The organism is Micrococcales bacterium (genome assembly GCA_016703125.1).
Lineage (GTDB): Bacteria > Actinomycetota > Actinomycetes > S36-B12 > UBA10799 > JADKAV01.
On sequence record JADJCR010000007.1, the window covers coordinates 108,989 to 127,767 of the forward strand.

The window sequence follows — 18,779 nt, forward strand, 5'->3', positions numbered from 1 at the left end:
CCCGCAGGGTCCCGGCCTTCGCGCTCGTGTGACGCAGGGGGACCGGATCGGGCGCGAGCAACACGGAGCCTCGAGACGGTGTGGCCCGTACGCAGTGCGCGGACTGTCGTGTCCACTTGCGCAAGGTGCAGCGCAGCTGTTGCCCGGCCGGGGCAGCAGTCCGCCGTCTACACGCGCGTCTGAAGCGGGGAGGCGAGGCCCAGTCGCCCTTCCGCATCACTGAGCACGAGCTCGTTCCACTCTGCGATCGCTTTCCGGTTCTCCGTGGACAGCTCGCGATCGCTGAGAATACTGGCCATCGGCAGGCTGCTGACTCCCAGCTGCAGACTTGCGAGGTCGAGCAGTTGCGCGATGACGTCCTGCTCCTTCTCGTCGAAGCGATCCAGCGGCAGGGGCGCGCTGGGATCCTCATCCTCGATGCGCACCTCGAGGCGCACTAGGGGCTTGAGACCCGACGACCGGATCTTCTCGAAGATCGCGGCGGCCCGGCCGGCCCAGGTTGCGAACTGCTGGAGGTCGTTGCCGAACGTGGCTTGGGTGTTCTGGATCGCGCGCAGTTCCGCGTTGCCGTCCCGCTCGCGCTCGTTGAGACGTTTGCGTTGGCGGTAGGCGACGACGCCCATGACCCCGAGCGCCGGCACCGCGATCAGCCCCGAAAGGAGCGCCGCACCTCCTGCCACGCCCAAGCCACCGGAGGCCAGGGAACCGCCGCCGAGTGCGGCCAGCGTCGCGCTGCTGGCCGCCGCCCCACTCAATGCCGAGATGGCCGTGCCGGTCGATGCGGTGGCCCACGCAGCGGTCGCCGTCAACGCGCCGTAGGCGGCCACTCCACCCGCTGCCGCACCCGCCCCTGCTCCCGCGGCGGTCAGCCCGGCCGAGCGCACCAACTCCCTCTTGAGCCGCGCGTGCTGGAGCTCGAGCCGTTGCTGTTCGGTGGGGTGTTCGGGCTCCTGTGGATCCGTGGTCAGGTGCTCACGGATGTCGGGGATCCGGGCCGTGGCGGCGATGAAGGGGAGGAGGAACTCGTCGCGCACCCGATCGTGCGCGGCCACCAGTTCCTTGGTCGCCTCTCCGGTGAGTTCGTCGAGGAGTTCGGCTTCCTTGAGGATCTCCTCCTCCAGCGCGGCGTTCTCCTCCGCCTGCGGGCCGACGGCGACGCGCTTGGCCACGCTGCGCAGTCGCGAGGAGCGCGACGCCCCCAGCCCGGCGTCTGCATAGAGTTCCTCGGGCGTGGTCTGCAGCGCCTCGGCGATGCGGCTCAACCGGCTCAGCGGCGGGGAGATGACACCATGCTCGATTCGCGACACGGTGACCCCGCCGCCCTGCCCGTAGCCGACCTCGGCGGCTAGCTTCTCCTGCGTCAGATTCAGCTCGCGACGCCGGTTGCGGATCGCCTGCCCCAGTCGCTGGGCCTCGGTGCTGTCAGACATGCTCTCACCCTATCCAACTAAGCGTTGGAAGCCTTGACTTAGCATTGCAGACAGTTCTCCGCTAAGTTCCAGCGAATGGGGGGCAGTCATGACCCACCACCTGAGGAACGGAGTAGAGGGATGAGCAAGGCCCGGGAAGACGCAAGCATCGTCGGACTCGTCATGATGGCCGGCGCCCTGGTCGCCGGGGGAGCGGCGGGAGCGTCGCACCTCGTCGAAAGGGCGAACCGCAAGCGCAACCTGCAGCGTCAGCGAGAGTCGCGGGAAGCGGTGCACGAGGCGGTGCAGGCCGAGATCGAACTCGCCGACCTCAAGCGCGAGGCGGCCCTGCGCGGCGTCGACGTGAGCTTCGTCGAGCAGGAGTGCCGGACTGCCATCGACGGAAATGGCTCGGTGCAACACGTGCGCGAGTTGATCGCGGCGGTGCGGGGGAGTATGTCTTGACGAATGCGTCCTGGAACGCTACCGGCAGCTGACATTCGTCAGCTGGCCTGAGGCTGCCTCAGCTGCTTCCCGGTACCGTGCAACATGTGAACGCGCGCACCCCGACCGGCTGCATCCGATGAGTGGCGGCCTCGCTGCGCTGCTCGACGACATCGCCACGCTTGCGCGCGCGGCCGCAGCCTCGATCGACGACGTGGCCGCCGGCGCGGGCAAGGCGAGCGCGAAGGCCGCAGGTGTGATCGTCGACGACACCGCGGTGACCCCGCGTTACGTGACCGGCATCGCACCCGAGCGCGAGTTGCCGATGATCAAGCGGATCGCGGTCGGCTCGCTGCGCAACAAACTGCTGATCATCCTGCCCGTCGCGCTGCTACTCAGTGAACTGCTCCCGGGGCTGCTGACGCCGATCCTGATGGTCGGCGGTGCCTACCTGTGCTTCGAGGGCGCGGAGAAACTGTGGGAGATGGCGCGCCCCCATGAGCATGGCGTGGAGGAGCCGGTCGTGCTGCAGGGCCAGGAAGCTGAGGACCAGCTCGTGCGCAGCGCGGTGCGCACCGACCTGATCCTGTCCGCCGAGATCATGGTGATCGCGCTCAACGAGGTCGCCGACGAGAGCCTGCTTGCCCGGGCCATGATCCTGATCATCGTCGCGTTCGCGATCACCGCGGGCGTGTACGGCGTGGTCGCACTGATCGTGAAGATGGACGACGTCGGCCTCAAGCTCGCCCGTGGGCGACGCGGCGGCGCGGCGGCGTTCGGCCGCGGGCTATTGCGGGCGATGCCGATCGTGCTCGCCGTGCTCGCCAACCTGGGCCTGGCGGCGATGCTGTGGGTCGGCGGCCACATCCTGCTCGGCGGCCTCGACGAACTCGGCGTGCATGTGTTCTACGACTTCGTACACGGGCTCGAGGCTGACGTTCACCACGGCGCTGCCGGCTGGCTGGTGAACACCGTATTCTCCGCACTGCTCGGCCTGCTCGTCGGCGCGATCATCGTGGCGGTGATGCACCTCTTCGCTCACTTCCGCGGCGGCGGACATGGTGATGCCGAGGTCACGGCGGCCTAGAGTCCTTGCCCGACCGTTGTCATGCGGGGGTCGCCAACGACCGCAACCGAGGCGTACGTGTTGCGGCGAAACGGGGACGGCCACCTGCGCATGGCGGGATCGGTGCCAGTCCGCGCCTGCCTCCACGCGCCCGGCCTGCTGGAGGCTTCAGTGGCTCGTCACTCAGGCCACGGCCTTCGGTCCGAGGTCTATCCCGATCGTGCGTGCCAGGGGCCGCTGCCTTGTTGCAGTCGATCGCCAATGCTCACGCACTTGTGGACGGCAACAAGAGACTCGCTTGTGGCAGCGACGATCGCGTTACTGGGCGTCAACGGCCAACGGGTTGACGTTGCCCCAACGAGCTGGCCTACGTACGGGTGCTGGCCGTCGTTGCTGGGGAGTGCGATGACGTCACGGAGATGGCCCTGCTGCTGCGTGGCCGGGTGGCGTGGAGTTGGCTTCCTCGCGTGCCGTGAGTCGATAGTTGGGTAATCACGTGCAACTGGGTTGCACCTCGCTACCGGACTTCGCCGCCCGCGGCAAGGCGGCCAGCTCGGCGCCGGGCGCCGCGCACCTGCCGGTATTCCTCAGGGCATGGACCCCCAGTACCACTCGAGGTCGCCGCCGACCGACATCCGTAAGTGGGTGGAGCGCATAGCGCCGTTGTACCGGGCGCGAATCGTCATGCTGGTGAAGTGGCCGTTCCTTGGCCGGCTCAAGGTGACACGGGCCTTTCGCGACGACCAACATTCGACTCCGCAGTACGCCCAGAGGGTGCCCAGGCCCTTCGCCTTATGCCGGTTCCACACCCGCCACGTCAGGTGTCCCTCGTTCTTTCCCCACGTGAGGCGTCCCAGCACTGTGTCGGAGGTGTAGCCGATGTGAGACGGCCTCGTGACGAACTTCCCGGAATTCACGTCGTCCAGCACAGTCACCGCCGAGGCCGCGGCAGTCCCCTCGCGCACGGTCGCTGCCCAAGGGCAGACCGCCCGCCACCGCGCCGGCGTGGTCACTCGGGCCGTCTCAACGAGCCGGTCGCCCGTTGTGGTCCCGGTGATGAAGTCCGACCTACTGACCCGGCGCCAATCATCGACGGTTCCGAGTGCGTACTTGACCCGTGGCATCCCGTGCCGGATGCGCCACGTCACGGCGACCTTCTCGTCGGAGTACAGCCGAAACACGCCTTTCATTCGCACGCGGTCGCCGTCGCGACGGCCGGACAGACAGACGCGTCCTTCGAAGAACCGACCGTGGGCCCAGTACTTCCCGCCTCGTCGGATGACCACCATGCCGCCGGTCCACACGCCGGGGTCGCGATCCAACCAGTAGTCGACCCGGGTGCTGCTGGCAGTCGCAGCGGGGGCCACGATGCCAGCGAGCGCGAAGGCCAACAGAACGATCATCAACCGTCGCATCGCCTCACCCCACCGGCTTGAAGGTGCGGCACCACTGGCCGGTGTTGCCGACCGCGTCGGGCACTAACTTGAAGTACTTCTGCACGCTGCCGCGCCGCCACGGGAGGCGGTCCTCAGACACCGATCCGGTCAATCCGAGCACCTTGAGCTTGCCGCCCTTCTTGCGGATCGTGTACCGGGCCGCGACGGGGTCGGGTGCCAGGCGCTGCTCCTTGCCCACGAACTTCTTGCCGCGCAACGTCCCCCACGAGCAGTACGTCCCATCGCCCGGGTAACTCCCCTCATCGCGGTAGAGGCGCAGTTTCGCCCCGGAGCGCCACAGGCGCAGCATCTGGTACGTACCGCCGGCGGGCTTGATCCACACCGACGCACCGTTGGGCACGCGACTGGCGACGGCCACGGCGGCGGTCAGCCCGGAGTCGAAGCAGTACGGTCCCTGCTGGATGCCCAGGCCGCCCTTGTTCGTGCGGTCCATGTTCAGGTCGTCGCGCAACGTCGGCTGCGTGGGGCTCGCCCAGGCGCGGATCACGTACCGCCCGGGCGCAGCCGGTGGAATGGTCCGGTTCACGGAACGCTGCGTGCGCACCCGCACTGTCGCCCGCGGCTTGTCCGTCCCCGCCCAGCAGTACGACGCCCGCTTGCCCTGCGCGGAAGCGAACCACCCGACTCTGGAGCCCACTGGGTTGTCGGCGTAGTGCAGGGCGACCATCGGTACCGATCCGCCCCCGTCGTACTTGCCTGCATCGAGTTCGAATGACAGGCCCCGCGTCGTCGAGGTCGGAACCGCCAGGCGTGCCACTCCCTTGCGCACCTTCGCCGACTTGCGCCAGGTGACGGAGTCGTCGATGGCGTCCCACCCGGGTGCACGCTGTGCACGGCGGTCACCTTGCAGCCGTTGCAGTCCGCCACGCGGATGGCCAGGTCGGTGCTGTCAGCCAGGGCGGGTGCGCCTGCGACGCCGAGTGCCCCGGCGGCCGTCACAGTCACGAGAAGCAGTCGGCGAGATCCCCCGTTGATCATGGTCCGAGCGTATCCCGAGGGACCATAACAAGATCAGATCTTCTGCGGAATCGACCCCACCGCGCGACCGCTGCGCGTTCGGGATCGGACGCCGACCTCAAGCGCGAGACCGCCTGGCGCCGCCGGGCTGCGTGTCTTTGTGCAAACACCTGTCGACTCAGTTGCGGGATATTCACCACGTCGGATCGGCGGGTTGACGCTGCCTGAGACGGCCCGTACAGTTTTCTGTACAGGGAGGTTCGAGCATGAAGACGATGAGTTACACGGAATCGCGGAAGCGCTACGCGGAAGTCCTGGATTCCGTGGTCAACGACCGCGAAGAGGTCGTCATCACCCGCGCCGGTCACGAGCCGGTCGTGATCGTCTCGCTGGCCGACTTCGAGTCCCTGCGCGAAACCGCCTACCTGCTGCGTTCACCAGCCAATGCCCGCCGACTGCTCGATGCGATGCAGCGATTGGAGGCCGGGGCAGGCGCGGAGCATGCGCTTCTGGATGACGAAGGGTGAGGTTGGTCTGGGACGAAAACGCCTGGGAGGACTACTTGTGGTGGCAAGCCCAGGACCGCAGGACGCTCAGGCGCATCAACGCGCTCATCCAGGGCATCCTCCGTCACGGAAATGAGGGCCTGGGCAAACCCGAACCGCTCAAGCACGACTCCGCCGGCTACTGGTCCCGTCGCATCGATGATCAGCACCGGCTGGTCTACAAACTGGCTGGGGACGAGGTTCGGGTCGCCGCCTGCAGCTACCACTATGGGAAATAGCGAACAAGATCAACTCTTCTGCCGAATCGGCTCCCCCCGCGGCCGCCGCGCGTTAGGCTCTGGAGCGGCAAGAAGGGGGATTTCATGCGCAAGGTATTCATTCTCACGATGGCCTTGGTCGCCAGCGTTCTCGGTGCGGCACCCGCGTCGGCCGAGCCGGAGCCGGATAACTGGATCTGGCAGGCGACCGGTCCGGTGACCACTCCGACGATCACTGGGAACATCGCGTCCAACAACGACTACGACTGGTACATGATTTACGCGGCCAGCCAATCTCAGTTGGCCATCACCCTGCAGACCTCGACGTGCGGAAGTGACCACAGCCTCGCCTTGTACGACAGCGCCGGGGACCAGATCACCTACAGGTACGGGTCGCAGACCAAGCCGTCGACGATCAACTACACGACGGGTATCGGCACGACCAGGTACTTCCTGCGCATGCGAGGCTCCTGCATCGGTTCCTATCGGGTCGACGTGTCGCCGGCCGCGGCTCTATTGGGTGGTTCTCCGATGCCCAACAACACCGTGAAGACCGGGGAGCCGAACGAGAACGCGGACCAAGCGCAAGGGCCGTTGTCGGCCGATGTCGTTTACGTCGGTGCCGGGGAGACCTCCAACGACGAGGACTGGTTCTACTTCTACGCGAGTGCCGCCTTCAACGTCACCGCCACCTCGGGGGATAGCTGCGACGGGTCGATTGCGCTCTACGACCAGGAACGGGATCAGATCACCTACCGGTACTACGCGGACAACACCTTCGACACCATCGCGCACACGCCGACCTCTTGGCAGCTCCACTACCTGAGGGTCCGCAGTGACTGTGACGGAGGCGCCTACCGCTTCTCCATCTCGCCTGCCTCTGCCATCCAGGCTGGACCCGCTCCCGCCCCCACGGCGCCCGCACCCATGACCGGCCTGGCGTACCGCAAGACGAAGAAGACGGTGGTGGTGTACTGGGCGGCGATCGGCGGTGCCACGGGCTATCAGGTCCGGATGCGCAAGGGCTCGAAGTGGGGTGCGTGGAAGTCCACGGCGAACACGTGGAAGAGCTACAAGCGCAAGAAACTGCCCAAGGTGACGAAGGTCCGGGCTCGTGCCACCAACGCCGTGGGTGCCGGCGCCGCCCAGACCATCAGGGTGCGCCGCTAGCCGCCGCCGACCGAAGTTGGGTAACCACGGTCAACCGGGTTGCACCTCGTTACCCGCCGCACCAGTCGGAGCCAAGCCACCCGAATGTGCGCATCCTTGAGTCCGCGTGGGGAGGTGCCCGGCTATGCTTCCACGGGATCAAGGCGGGGATTCGAGTCTGGGGTTGTGACTGTGCATCGGTTCCTGGCCGTGGGCGTCGTGGCAGCCGCGACCGTTCTGCCCACTTGGGCCCCAGCCGCCGCGCAGCCCCCCGGCCCCAGCCGGACAGCTCCCCGGCTCGCGACCCCCGCCAAAAAGCCGGTCAAGGGCACGTTGCGCGTGCGGATCACCGGCCTGCCGACCGGGGTGCGGCCCGCAGTCCGCGTGATCGGTCCGCGCCAGTACCGCAAGACGGTCAAACGTACCCGCACCCTGCGCAGGCTCATCCCGGGCGTCTACCGGGTGGTCACCCCCCGGGTCTCCGCGCCAGCCGGCTCAGCGATCGGACAGCCCTCGAAACGGCGGGTGCGGGTGAGGCCCGGAAGGACCGCGAAGGTCGCCGCTGCCTACGTGTGGACGGCCATCCCGACGACAATCACAGCTCCGGACACCACCGCGCCCGGCCAGGTCAGCGCCCTGACAGCAACCGACCGCACCCCGGACAGCATCAGCCTGTTCTGGACCAACCCGCCCGATGCGGATCTGGCCGCGGTGATCGTGCGCCGGGCGAAGGGTGCCACCGCGCCGGCCGGGACGTCCGACGGCACCGGGGTGGCGTTGGGCACGCAGACCGGGGCCACCGACACCGGCCTGGACCCCGACACCACCTACTCGTACGCGGTCTTCACCCGCGACACGACCGGCAACACCAGCGGGCCGGCCACGCTCACGGCAACCACCACCAGCCCACCGGACACCACGCCCCGGCCAGGTCAGCGCCCTTGCAGCAACCGACCGCACCCCGGACAGCATCAGCCTGTCGTGGACCAACCCCACCGACCCGGACCTGGCCGCGGTGATCGTGCGCCGGGCGAAGGGTGCCACCGCGCCGGTCGGACCGTCCGACGGCACCGGGGTGGCGCTGGGCACCCCGACCGGCCTCACCGACACCGGCCTGGACCCCGACACCACCTACTCCTACGCGGTCTTCACCCGCGACACGACCGGCAACACCAGCGGGCCGGCCACCCTCACGGAAACCACCACCAGCGCACCCTCGGTCCACTCCGTCTTCACCTACCCGCAGCCCGGCCAGCCCGACCCGACGATCCGCAACGAACTGGTGGGACTGCTCAGTCAGGTTCCGTCCGGGGCGCAGGTCGAGGCAGCGTTCTTCATCATCACTCCCACCTATCCGGTGGTGGACGCGCTCATCGACGCACACGACCGGGGCGCGGCCGTGCGGGTGGTCCTCGACAGCGGCGACCGGCAAGCGGCGTCCACCAACCAGGCCATGGACGCCACCTTCCAGCGCCTCCTGGACGAACTGGGCGGGGATACCAACGCCGCCTCGTTCGCGATGCAGTGCGACCAGGCCTGCATCTCCAAAGAGGACGACAGCATCCAGCACAACAAGTTCGTGCTGATGTCCGCCACCGGCGACCTCGACGATGTCGTCTTCGAGACAACGAGCAACATGCGGACCGGAGGGTCCGGGGACGCCACGTGGAACGCAGCGGTGGTCAGCAGTGACAACTCCGGTGTGTACGACAGCTTCCGGGCCTACTTCGACGACCTGGCATCACGGCGGACTGTCCCCGGCAACGATTACCACGCCGTGCGCCCGCCCGCGGACCACGGGGGACTCACGCCCTTCTACTTCCCCCGCACCGACGGCACCGACACGGTTGCACAGACGCTGGGCACCATCGACTGCAGCGCCGCCCCGACCGTGGATGTCATGGCCACCCACTTCGTCCGCACGCAGGTGCGCGACCGGCTCAACCAGATGGTTCAAGCCGGCTGCGGCGTCCGGGTGATCTCGCGCCCTGACAACATCAGCCGAGCGTTGTGCGACTCGCTGGTGGCCGGCTCGGTCGAGGTGCGGATCGGGGACGAACCGTCGGATACGGCGGTGGGTATCCACGGCAAGTACCTGACCGTGACAGGCGGAGGGGACGCCCAGCACCTGGTGTGGATGGGCAGCCACAACCTGACCGACAACGCCCTGTGGCGCAACGACGAGACGTTCCTGCTGATCGACGACCAGCCGTGCACGATGCCTTCCAGACGAACTTCCAGACCATCTGGGCCGACCCGTCCATGACACCGGGCTGCAGCACGGTTCCCTGAGGCACCCGCCGCCCCGGGCTCGCTGGGATGAACTTGGGTAACCACGGTCAACTGGGTTGCACCTCGTTACCCAACATCACCGCCCCGGCCCAGCCCCTACCGAACCTTCCGCCGGCGCACCCGCACGGTGTCCGTGACACCCGGGCCTTTGGGATCTAGCCCCTGCCGATCCGCGGTCCGTTCCCGGGTCCAGCCCAGCGGCCCCTCAGGAGCCGCAGTGCGAGAGCCTCGCCAAACGTCGCCCGTTGCTGGCGCATCCTCTGCGAGCGCATGAGGTCGACCCGGGGTGCTCCTCGGCAACGGGCCTTCGCGTCACCGCTTCACCCGGAACCGGTACTTCGTCGCCTGCACGTCCGTCGAGCCCTTGACCACCGAAATGATCGCCCTGTAGCGAACGCCGGGCTTCACCTTGAGAACAATTCGAGGGCGGGGGGTGCTCGTCGCGAGTCGATGGTGCCCGTGCAGCAGGTCCACCCCATAACGTTGCGCGCCGTCAATCCGCTTCCACATGAGAAGTGCCCTGCGCTTCGACTTGAGTTTGACTCGAATCCCCGAGATCGTGCGGCGAGGAGTCACCGTGGGCGGGTTTGATGGGGCGGTTCCGGGACTGGCAACCGGGGCTTTCAGGTGGGACCACACGCCTGGCTTGCCGGCATTGACGATGACCGCGGGATCGATTGGCAGGCCTCCCTTGGCAGGTGTGATCCGGTTGGGCATTGCCGAATTGATGAGATAGGAGTCCCCGTCTGCGGACAGCAGTGTGTCGTCAGCAGGGTAGTAGCGCATATGCGACCACGCGTCAGACTGGTTCGCCTGATCGATGGCCTCTTGCGAAACAGTGACCGGACTCGGGGTGGGCTTGAGGGTCTTCCACCAGGCCAATGACACGTACAGGGGGGCGCCTCCCGCGATGCGGTACACCTCGCCGCGACCCGCGGGCGGCGGCGGGGAAGTGATGTACGTTCCTTCCGCAGGCCGGTAGTGCAGGTGTGACCAGGCCCCGGATTGTCCGGCTTGGTCGATGGCTTCCTGGGCGACGGTGGTGACCGGTGGGGCGGGGTTCATGGTGTTCCACCAGTTGAAGGAGACGTAGATCGGCGCCCCACCGGTCACGCGGTAGACCTCACCCCGGCCGCGGGTGGCGGCGGCGGAGAACTGATAAAAGGTGCCGTCCGCCGGCTTGTGACTCAGGTGTGACCAGGCCCCGGATTGTCCGGCTTGGTCGATGGCTTCCTGGGCGACGGTGGTGACCGGTGGGGCGGGGTTCATGGTCTTCCACCAGTTGAAGGAGACGTAGATCGGCGCCCCACCGGTCACGCGATAGACCTCACCCCGGCCCGCGGGTGGCGGCGGGGAACTGATGAAGGTGCCGTCCGCCGGCCGGAAGTTGAGATGGTTCAGCAGACCGCCCTGACCGGCGGAGTCGATCGCGTACTGGTCGACCTGGATCACCGGCGGTGCCGGATTCATGGTTTTCCACCAGTTGTATGTCACGTAAATGGGCGCCCCACCGGTCACGCGGTAGACCTCACCTCGGCCCGCGGGCGGTGGTGGGGAACTGATGAAGGTGCCGTCAACAGGCTGGTTGCGCAGAGAGGCGAACTCGGCGTCGCTGAGTGCCCGCGTGGGCTGGGGGCCACCTACTCGAGACCAGTCCGAGACCCAGATCGGAGCCCCGCCCGCGATGCGATAGACGTGCCCGCCGTGGGAGACGAAGGTTCCGTCGGAGATCGGTCCCGAGCGCACGGTACCCATGCGGAAGAAGCGGGGGGCGGCGTACCCGGCCATGTTGACGTTCATCACGTGGTCGTTGACCTTGCGGGTGTACCCCCAGTTGGAGTCCACGACCCGGAAGGTTGCGCCTCCTCGGTTCTCCACCACGATGGCGGTGTGCAGCTTGTCGCCCACGGGGTCCCATTGGATGATGTCGCCCTTGGTGGCTGCACCCATTGAGACTTCCTGGGCGCCGGCGGCGAGGAACGCCGAGGAGTAGCCTCCGGCAGGCCACTGCGTGTGGCCCGAGGCCATCCACACGATGCAGTTCACGAAGGCCTTGCATTGGCCGTCATCGTTGTAGCCGTCGCCGAGCGGGGTTCCTCCGGTGGCCCCCGACCTGCCTGCGTCCACACAGGCCGCGGCACCCCAGCGTCCGATGTAGCGCAGAGCGGTGTCGGCGATCGAGGCGTTGTCGTAGCCGCCCACCGCCGCCGCTGACGGCGCCCTGACAACCGCGGGCAAGGCAGTCAAGAAACTGCTCACCAGGCTCACTGCCACGATCCAGACCCACCACCGCGAAGACTTCGTCATGAGATTCCCCCGATCTTTCAGCATCGAATCCATGAGGTGGATGCTCGGTTCGACCCTACACCTAGATGATCAAGGTGCTTCTCTCTTGCGCACCGCACGGCCATCAAGGCCTCACATGGCCGCGTTCTGCGCCGACGGCCACTGCCGATGCCGAAATCTGAAAACGCGGTACCCACCCATTCCCCACCGACTGGGCCTCGGTCCCCGGTTGAGAAGTGGCTGGAACTCGACGTGCTGTCAGCACTGACAACCTGGTGTGGGTCGAGTGCCACCGGCCGATGGACTTCGTCGTCAGCAGGCCGGTAGCCCGAGGTGACTCGTTGACTTCGTGGTCCACGTTGCCGCGACATAGGCATGACCGCCGTTCCAATCGATGCCGAACCACAGATTGGACGTGAACGTCCGGCTATCGTCGCTCGGGTCGCTGTTGTTGCCGTCTGTGATGGTCTGCCCTGTCGTCCAGCAGCGAGCGGTCATGGCCTGTCCGTATCCGAACGTGCCCAGTTTCGTCGCTGGAGTTGTTGGCCGCAGCCGAAACACGCAGGTGCGCAGTTGGGGGCTACCTCAGCCGTGGAGCACGGGTTTCCCACAATGCTGGCAGAAGGTGGCGGTGGTGGAGTCGGGGTCGGGGGACGGGCGCGGTCGGCGCCGGGGCTGGCGTCGGTGTGTCGGGTGACGGCGACGGCAATGTCGCCGGGACCGGCCAGGCGATGGAGTTGCAGCGACGTAGTGTCTTTCTGAGAGCCCGACGGTCGATCGCCGCGTACTTGGCGGACCGCCGGATCTCGCGGTAGCGCTGACCGCCGAGCGTCCAGGTGCGTCGGCCAACACGTAGCGGTATCGGCTCTTGGGACCAGATCGCTCCCGTGGGGTGGTCGGTCACTCTGTGACCGACTAGTTGACCATCGCGATAGGCGCCGCGGAAGCAGTTGGGGTGGCCGGCGCTGGGAATCCACGCGTAACGGACCGTTTGGCCTCGCCGTACGAATAGGACGCGCAGCTCGGTGCCAGGTGGGGTCGTTGTCTTCAAGTAGGTTTTGCCTCGCGGGACTGCCCCGGTCAGGGAGCCGGTCCATGCACACGCTGAGCGCCACCGGGCGGGTGTGGTGATCCGGGCGGTGTCGACGAGACGGGTGCCGGTTGTCGTCCCGGTGACGAAATCGGCCCGGTTCACCCGCCGCCACTCACCGGCAGTGCCCAGCGTGTACGCGACCTTGGGCATTCCCTTGCGCAGCCGCCATCGCACGCTGACCGGCTCGCGCTCGAACTGCTCGAACGTGCCCTTCATCTGCACGGTCGAACCGTTCCGGCGACCCGACAGGCAGACGCGCCCTTCGAAAAACTTGGCGTAGGCCCAGTACTTCCCGCCCCTGCGGATGACGACCATGCCGCCGGTCCACGGCCCGGGATCGCGGTCCAACCAGTAATCGACCCTGGTGCTGCCGGTCGCAGCGGCGACGGGGGTGACGACGCCGGCCAGCGCGAAGGTCAGGAAAAGGATCAGTACGCGTCGCATCGCCTCACCCCACCGGCGTGAAGGTGCGGCACCACTTGCCGGTGTTACCGGCCGCGTCGGGCACCAGCTGGAAGTACTTCTGCACGCTGCCGCGCCGCCAGGCAACGCCGTCCTCCGCCCGGGACCCGGTCAAGCCGAGCACCTTGAGTCTGCCGCCGTTCCTGCGGATCGTGTAGCGCGCCGCGACGGGGTCGGGTGCCAGGCGCTGCTCCTTGCCGGTGAAGGTCTTGCCGCGCAACGTGCCCCACGAGCAGTACGTCCCGTCGCCGGGGTAATTGCCTTCATCGCGGTAGAGGCGCAGTTGCGCCCCCGAGCGCCACAATCGCAGCATCTGGTAGGTGCCACCGACGGGCTTGATCCACACCGACGCGCCCCGGGCACCCGACTGGCCACTGCCACCGCGGCGCTCACCCTGCAGCCCTCGCAGTCAGCCACGCGGACGGCGATCTCAGTGCTGCCAGCCAGGGCAGATGAGGATGTGATGCCAAGCGCCGCAGCGGCAGCCACAGTCACGAGAAGCAGACGGCGAGATCCCCCGTTGATCATGGTCCGAGCGTATACCGCGGGATCAGAAGAGGATCAACGCTTCTGACGATCACGCCCCTCTGAGGCAAACCCGGATCAGCCGAGTTGGTCGCCAACCTGACCGCCAGTACGTCAGAACAGATGCGCTTTGTCCGCTACCGGCACCCGGGGTGGTTCTGATTCGAGAGGCCGCCGTTGCGCAGGCGGTGCATGTTCCGCCCATCGTGGTAGGTCTTCATCGGCGGATTCGCCCAGGCTGCCATCTGGTAGTGCTCGGGAGCAGCCTCAGGAACCGACGCGTTAACCCAGCGCTTCGTGGATATCCCCAGGGTGACGTTACTGGCGCTCGTGCCGGCCCAGCACCACGACCCCCGATTCCCTACTCGCTTGAGGACCACGGTCGGGCGGCCGTACGTCATGTCCAAGACCTCGAAGGCCATCCCTCGGGTCTTCCTCGTGGGTACCTTCAGCGCCACTCGCCCTTTGCGAACCTTCGCCGAGCGGTAGAACGGGTCGTCGCGACCGTCGGAGCGGTAGTACGCCTGGGCGTTGATCGCACTGACTGTGCAGCCCGGGCAATCGATGCTGATCGCGATGGTCGTCGTGCCGCCGGCGGTGGCCGGTACCGTCCCAAGCGTCGTGAACGCGGCGAAAGCCAGCATGGTGAGTGTGCGTCGCATGGAATCCCCCTCGAAACCGACCTTATCGGAACCTCGACAGGTCCCACGCGCTTCGGGTCTTCAGTGCATCCCGCCGGAAGGGACCTACATGTCCACTTGCCCGCACGGGCCGAACAGGGCGTTGACCCTCTTGACCACGCGCTTGGGGACGTCGATCTCAGCCTTCGGCGTCCGGAACACGTTGCAGGGGGTGATCGGCAGGTAGCCGAAACCCGTGATCCTGGTCCAGTGCCTGGATTCCTTGCGCCGCGCCACCAGATCGAGCCCGTTTGAACATGCCGTTGCGGTCCAGTTGAGGACGCCCCACTGCCGCCCCCGTGCGGTGAACTTCCACACCCCCAGGGCCTCCGGTACCCGATGACAAGGCAGGTCACCAGTCGGGTGGACAGGGATGCTCGGCGCCAACTTCCACATCTGCTGAGCCACTGCGGGTGAGGGCTCCGACAGGGCGAGGGCAGGCGTGCCGCCGAGCAAGGAAAGGCCCACTGTCGTGGTCGCGACAGCACAGCCCAGGCGCAGCATCAGATGCCCCCCGTTTAGTTGAGTTCAGTCGTGTGACAAGCGTACTGACGCACGGTGTCTGGATGCGCCGGAACCGGCGTCTACTTGAGTAGGGGTTTCAGGTTGCGCAGCGGCGAGTTCGCCGGACGCATCCACCGCAGGCACCGATCGAGTTGGCGTAGATCGGAGCGCCGGGCGCGGGCAGGTGTCATAGTCTCGCCGGAGACTGCCCTCCGGGGAATCCACTCGCCATTGACGTGACGCATCGGCATCCGGAAACGGATACGCTCCCCGCTACCGGACCTGTGGTAACTGAACTTGACCATGTGTGCGCTTGCCTTGTGGCCCACGTGGCACTCGCCCTCGTAGCGATCGCGGGAGAAGGCGAGTACGACGTTCCCGTGCAACCGGATTCCCACGCGCTCGTCACCGGCCACCGCGATGCTGGCAATGTCACGGTGAACGGTGGCGACTGCCTCTGGCGATGGCAACACCGCAACCGCTGCCAGGAGGACTGCGGCCGATGCGGCTGGGCGGAACGCCTGTCTCGATACCCCGTGACCCACGGCCTCAGGATAGTTGGCACTGCTGGCGCGCGGGTCCACCCCGGCCGTGTCGACGGCGTTACCTCACAATCCCAGGGGGTTACGCTGTGCCAGGGCCAACCGATCAACGACAGCGGGGGAGGAACGGTCACATGTCAGGTGAAGGCACAAGCCACAGGGGGCGGCTCGCGGGGGCGATCGCAGCGTCGTCAGCAGTGGTCATCCTCGCGGCACCCGCCTCGGCGGACACCCGCACGGTCTACATGACCACCAGCGATTCCTGCGTGTACGACTGCGCCGTCGCCGTGATGCAGGTGAAGCGCAACAAGATCCGGTTCAAGATGTCGCCGGCACAAGCCAACGGAATCAGTTCAATCGGCTGGATGCGCCGGCGCGGCGACACCGTCCGGGGCCTGGTGGGCGGCTTCGAGTGTTACCCGCCGACCAAGGAGACCAGGCAGGTTTCGGGTAGGGGTTCGCGCACTCACTTCGTCGACTTGCAGGTCACGTCGAGGGCGCAAGCACGGGCTTTCGCCAACCGCCACAGCGACTTGGGCGTCAGCCTCCCCGACTGGCCGTGGGGGGTCGCTCAAACGGTGGAAAGCCAACTACGCCAAGTTCTGCCAGTAGCCACCTACGACGGATCACCAACTGGGCCAGGCGAAGCCGAAACCACAGAAGCCGGTGCTGTCGTGTTGTTGCCGCGCTCGCTTTCTTGAACCAGGTAGGTGGGGTGTTCGTGGGCTGTCTCAGGAGAAGATCGTCGACTGAGTAGACGGCACGGTGGGAGCGGTCGGTACGAACGACCTTCCCGTAGTAGTTGTCGGTCAGCTTCCGACCGTTGAAGCACGAATCGCCGCGCTTGCCCGAGGAGAACGCCCATGCGAGGAAGCCAACAGGACCGTAGCGCGCGGATGAGAACTTCACGGCGCGGTAACGGTCCTGACTCGGCACAAAGAAGTACCGGATGCCCTTGAAGGGACGCCCTGCTGCTGGCTTCGTGGCGACGACCAGCCGTGCACGATGCCTTCCAGACGAACTTCCAGGACCATCTGGGCCGACCCGTCCATGACGCCGGGCTGCGCCCGGTTCCGGAACAAGGCGTGCCGCCGCCCCGGGCTCCCTGGCGTGAACTTGGGTAACCACGGTCAACTGAGTTGACCCTCGTTACCGGACATCGCCGCCCCTACCGAACCTTCCACCGGCGCACCCACACCGTGTCCGTGACGCCCGGGCCCTTGGCCGTGATCCGCACCCGCACCTTGCCCTTCGGCGCGTGCTTGGTCCGGACCTTCACAGTGGTCGCGGTCTTGACCACGCGCACCTTCTTGGCGGCCTTGACCGCGATCCGGGCACGCTGCCCGGGTCCCACGACCACCTTGCGCACCAGGACCGCCCGGCCGTTGCGGGGGATCGCCTCCTTCGCCGGGCGCGCCGTGACTTTCAGCGAGGCCGCGGGCTTCAGCGAGACGGTCGGACTCGGACTCGGCGTCGGTGTCGGCTCGACTGGCGGCTTCGCCGGGACCTTGCCGTAGAAGACGTACACCGAGCCGGAGTTGTCTCCGTTGCGGTCCGCCGAGTACGCGTCGACGGCGATGTCGACGCCGCCGTCACCGTTGACGTCGCCCAGCCCGGCCACCGCCGCCCCGAAGGCTTCGCTGGCGGGTTGCCGGAACCCGTCCGGCAGGTCAGCCACGGGCCCGCCGGTCATCGACGTACTGCCGCGCACTAGGGCCGCGAGATCCTCGGTGTCGGAGATGGTCGGCGCGCCGATCAGCGCGTCCGGATACCCGTCGGTGTCGAAGTCCCCGGCGCCGGCCAGGGCCCGCCCCACGCCGTAGCTCGTTGGTGTGCCGCTGAAGGTGACGCCCCGGTCGCTCGCAACGGGCAAGTCGATGTCGCCGGACGTGGAGCGGCCGAACAGGATCGTCGCGGTGTCCCCGAGCGTTGCGTATCCGGGCGATCCGACGGCGAAGTCGTCGAAGCCGTCCTTGTTCATGTCACCGAGCCCCGCCATGGCAGCCCCGGTGAAGGAGGCCGGGGTGTCGTTGTCGATGCGGAACCCCTGGGCAGCCGTCATCGCAACGAGACTCAGCCCCGTGAAGCCCGCCTTGCCGTAGATCACGTAGGCACGCCCGTTCTGCGCGCCACCCGGAGCGTTGGACGCCCCCACCCCGATGTCGGGGATGCCGTCGCCGTTCACATCACCGATTCCCGCGACGGCCGCCCCGGCGAAGTCCCGTGCATTCTCGCCCACGATGGGCACGCCCTGGGAGACGTTCATCACGGTGAGATCCAGCTCCGTCGGGGTCGCCCGTCCGAAGACGACGTACACGATGCCCTGCAGGCCGGCAGCCCCGACGGATCCCATCGCCATGTCGGGATAGCCGTCTTGGTTGACATCGCCGACCCCGGCGACCGCGTAGCCTGTGTCCTCCCCGGCCCCTCCGCTGAACTTCACCCAGCCCGTCGCGGGCTGCGTCAGATCGATGTCGGCGGGGGTGCTGTCCCCCAGCACGAGGTAGGCGGCGCTGGCCATGTTCGCACCGATCAGCACGTCGTCCAGCCCGTCCTTGTTGACGTCACCCACCCCGGCCACACCCACCCCGAGTTGGTCATTCGGCGCCTCGCCGGTGATCTGGATGGTCCGAGTGGTTCCCACGATGCCCGTCTTCAAGGAGGGCCCGCCGAACACGATGTAGGCGGATCCGGCAGACGGTACCGCCAGCGATCCCACAACGATGTCGTCGTAGCCGTCGCCGTCGAAGTCCCCGGCGGAGTCGACCGCCATCCCCAGTTGGGACCCCTTGCTGGGCCCGTCGAGTCTCACCCCCGCCGCGTCCTGCACATTCACCACGTCCGCGCCGGCGGGTCCGGTCAGGAACAACCCGGCGGCAAGGCTGACAGCGGCACCACAGGCCAGGAACTCTCGCATGATGACCACCCCCCAGCGGGCATGCGGGTTCACTCCCAGAGTACGCCCCGAGGGGTGTTGTTGATCATGGTTACAACGTCGGTCGCCGGAACAAACGCTCTGTTTCCGCGGTCCTTCCCGTCATGGGGCTCGTCGAAGCGCCCCTGCTGTTGGTCGCGGCGGCCGGGACTCTCTCTAGGCGCTGCTGATTGCGGCCTCGGAGATCGGGCTAGGCTTCTGGCTCATGATCAAGG

General features: G+C 67.1%; 17 protein-coding genes. 7 read left to right on the top strand and 10 right to left on the bottom strand.

The features are described 5' to 3' along the window. Positions 1-167: 167 nt before the first annotated feature. Complete coding sequence (locus tag IPG68_12305; GenBank protein MBK6763992.1) at positions 168-1,430, bottom strand: helix-turn-helix transcriptional regulator; 1,263 nt, start codon at positions 1,428-1,430, stop codon at positions 168-170. Positions 1,431-1,550: 120 nt separating this feature from the next. Between IPG68_12305 and IPG68_12310 the strand changes: the two genes are divergently transcribed. Beyond that, a complete protein-coding gene (locus tag IPG68_12310) occupies positions 1,551-1,874 on the top strand; it encodes a hypothetical protein (GenBank protein MBK6763993.1) in 324 nt (107 codons plus the stop codon). 118 nt (positions 1,875-1,992) lie between these two features. Next, positions 1,993-2,940 (top strand): DUF808 domain-containing protein, encoded by a 948-nt coding sequence (locus IPG68_12315; GenBank protein MBK6763994.1) that lies wholly within the window; start codon positions 1,993-1,995, stop codon positions 2,938-2,940. 566 nt (positions 2,941-3,506) lie between these two features. Here the strand turns inward: IPG68_12315 and IPG68_12320 are convergent. Together IPG68_12320 and IPG68_12325 are read right to left on the bottom strand one after the other, a co-directional pair. Continuing rightward, a complete protein-coding gene (locus IPG68_12320; protein ID MBK6763995.1) occupies positions 3,507-4,334 on the bottom strand; it encodes a hypothetical protein in 828 nt (275 codons plus the stop codon). A gap of 4 nt (positions 4,335-4,338) precedes the next feature. Then, positions 4,339-5,133, bottom strand: coding sequence for a hypothetical protein (locus IPG68_12325; GenBank protein ID MBK6763996.1), 795 nt, complete (start codon positions 5,131-5,133; stop codon positions 4,339-4,341). Between the two features lie 466 nt (positions 5,134-5,599). Between IPG68_12325 and IPG68_12330 the strand changes: the two genes are divergently transcribed. From IPG68_12330 to IPG68_12340, 3 genes are all read left to right on the top strand, one after another. After that, complete coding sequence (locus IPG68_12330) at positions 5,600-5,860, top strand: type II toxin-antitoxin system prevent-host-death family antitoxin (protein MBK6763997.1); 261 nt, start codon at positions 5,600-5,602, stop codon at positions 5,858-5,860. After that, positions 5,857-6,117 (top strand): Txe/YoeB family addiction module toxin, encoded by a 261-nt coding sequence (locus IPG68_12335; GenBank protein ID MBK6763998.1) that lies wholly within the window; start codon positions 5,857-5,859, stop codon positions 6,115-6,117. Before IPG68_12330 ends, IPG68_12335 begins: the two co-directional genes overlap by 4 nt. Positions 6,118-6,201: 84 nt before the next feature. Then, positions 6,202-7,266 carry a hypothetical protein gene (locus tag IPG68_12340; GenBank protein MBK6763999.1) on the top strand — a complete coding sequence of 355 codons (1,065 nt, stop codon included), beginning with the start codon at positions 6,202-6,204 and terminating at the stop codon, positions 7,264-7,266. Between the two features lie 545 nt (positions 7,267-7,811). Here IPG68_12340 and IPG68_12345 read toward each other — a convergent pair. After that, positions 7,812-8,069, bottom strand: coding sequence for a hypothetical protein (locus tag IPG68_12345; protein MBK6764000.1), 258 nt, complete (start codon positions 8,067-8,069; stop codon positions 7,812-7,814). Between the two features lie 191 nt (positions 8,070-8,260). On the opposite strand from IPG68_12345, the gene IPG68_12350 reads away from it, so the two are divergent. Continuing rightward, the gene (locus IPG68_12350) at positions 8,261-9,511 is read left to right on the top strand and encodes a hypothetical protein (GenBank protein ID MBK6764001.1); all 1,251 of its coding nucleotides are present in this window, start codon (positions 8,261-8,263) and stop codon (positions 9,509-9,511) included. A gap of 338 nt (positions 9,512-9,849) precedes the next feature. On the opposite strand, the gene IPG68_12355 is transcribed toward IPG68_12350, so the two are convergent. The 5 genes from IPG68_12355 to IPG68_12375 all read right to left on the bottom strand — a co-directional run bounded on the left by IPG68_12355 (position 9,850) and on the right by IPG68_12375 (position 15,087). After that, positions 9,850-11,844: a CHAP domain-containing protein gene (locus IPG68_12355; protein MBK6764002.1), complete on the bottom strand. Its 1,995-nt coding sequence runs from the start codon at positions 11,842-11,844 to the stop codon at positions 9,850-9,852. 559 nt (positions 11,845-12,403) lie between these two features. Further along, positions 12,404-13,360, bottom strand: a complete 957-nt coding sequence (locus tag IPG68_12360; GenBank protein MBK6764003.1) for a hypothetical protein — start codon at positions 13,358-13,360, stop codon at positions 12,404-12,406. Positions 13,361-13,364: 4 nt separating this feature from the next. Beyond that, positions 13,365-13,724 carry a hypothetical protein gene (locus IPG68_12365; GenBank protein MBK6764004.1) on the bottom strand — a complete coding sequence of 120 codons (360 nt, stop codon included), beginning with the start codon at positions 13,722-13,724 and terminating at the stop codon, positions 13,365-13,367. Between the two features lie 316 nt (positions 13,725-14,040). Continuing rightward, positions 14,041-14,565 carry a hypothetical protein gene (locus IPG68_12370; protein MBK6764005.1) on the bottom strand — a complete coding sequence of 175 codons (525 nt, stop codon included), beginning with the start codon at positions 14,563-14,565 and terminating at the stop codon, positions 14,041-14,043. An 84-nt stretch (positions 14,566-14,649) separates the two neighbouring features. Beyond that, positions 14,650-15,087, bottom strand: coding sequence for a hypothetical protein (locus IPG68_12375; GenBank protein ID MBK6764006.1), 438 nt, complete (start codon positions 15,085-15,087; stop codon positions 14,650-14,652). Positions 15,088-15,826: 739 nt separating this feature from the next. Here IPG68_12375 and IPG68_12380 point away from each other — a divergent pair. Then, positions 15,827-16,330, top strand: coding sequence for a hypothetical protein (locus tag IPG68_12380; protein MBK6764007.1), 504 nt, complete (start codon positions 15,827-15,829; stop codon positions 16,328-16,330). 467 nt (positions 16,331-16,797) lie between these two features. Here IPG68_12380 and IPG68_12385 read toward each other — a convergent pair whose 3' ends face one another. Continuing rightward, positions 16,798-18,546 (bottom strand): FG-GAP repeat protein, encoded by a 1,749-nt coding sequence (locus IPG68_12385; protein MBK6764008.1) that lies wholly within the window; start codon positions 18,544-18,546, stop codon positions 16,798-16,800. Between the last annotated feature and the right edge of the window lie 233 nt (positions 18,547-18,779).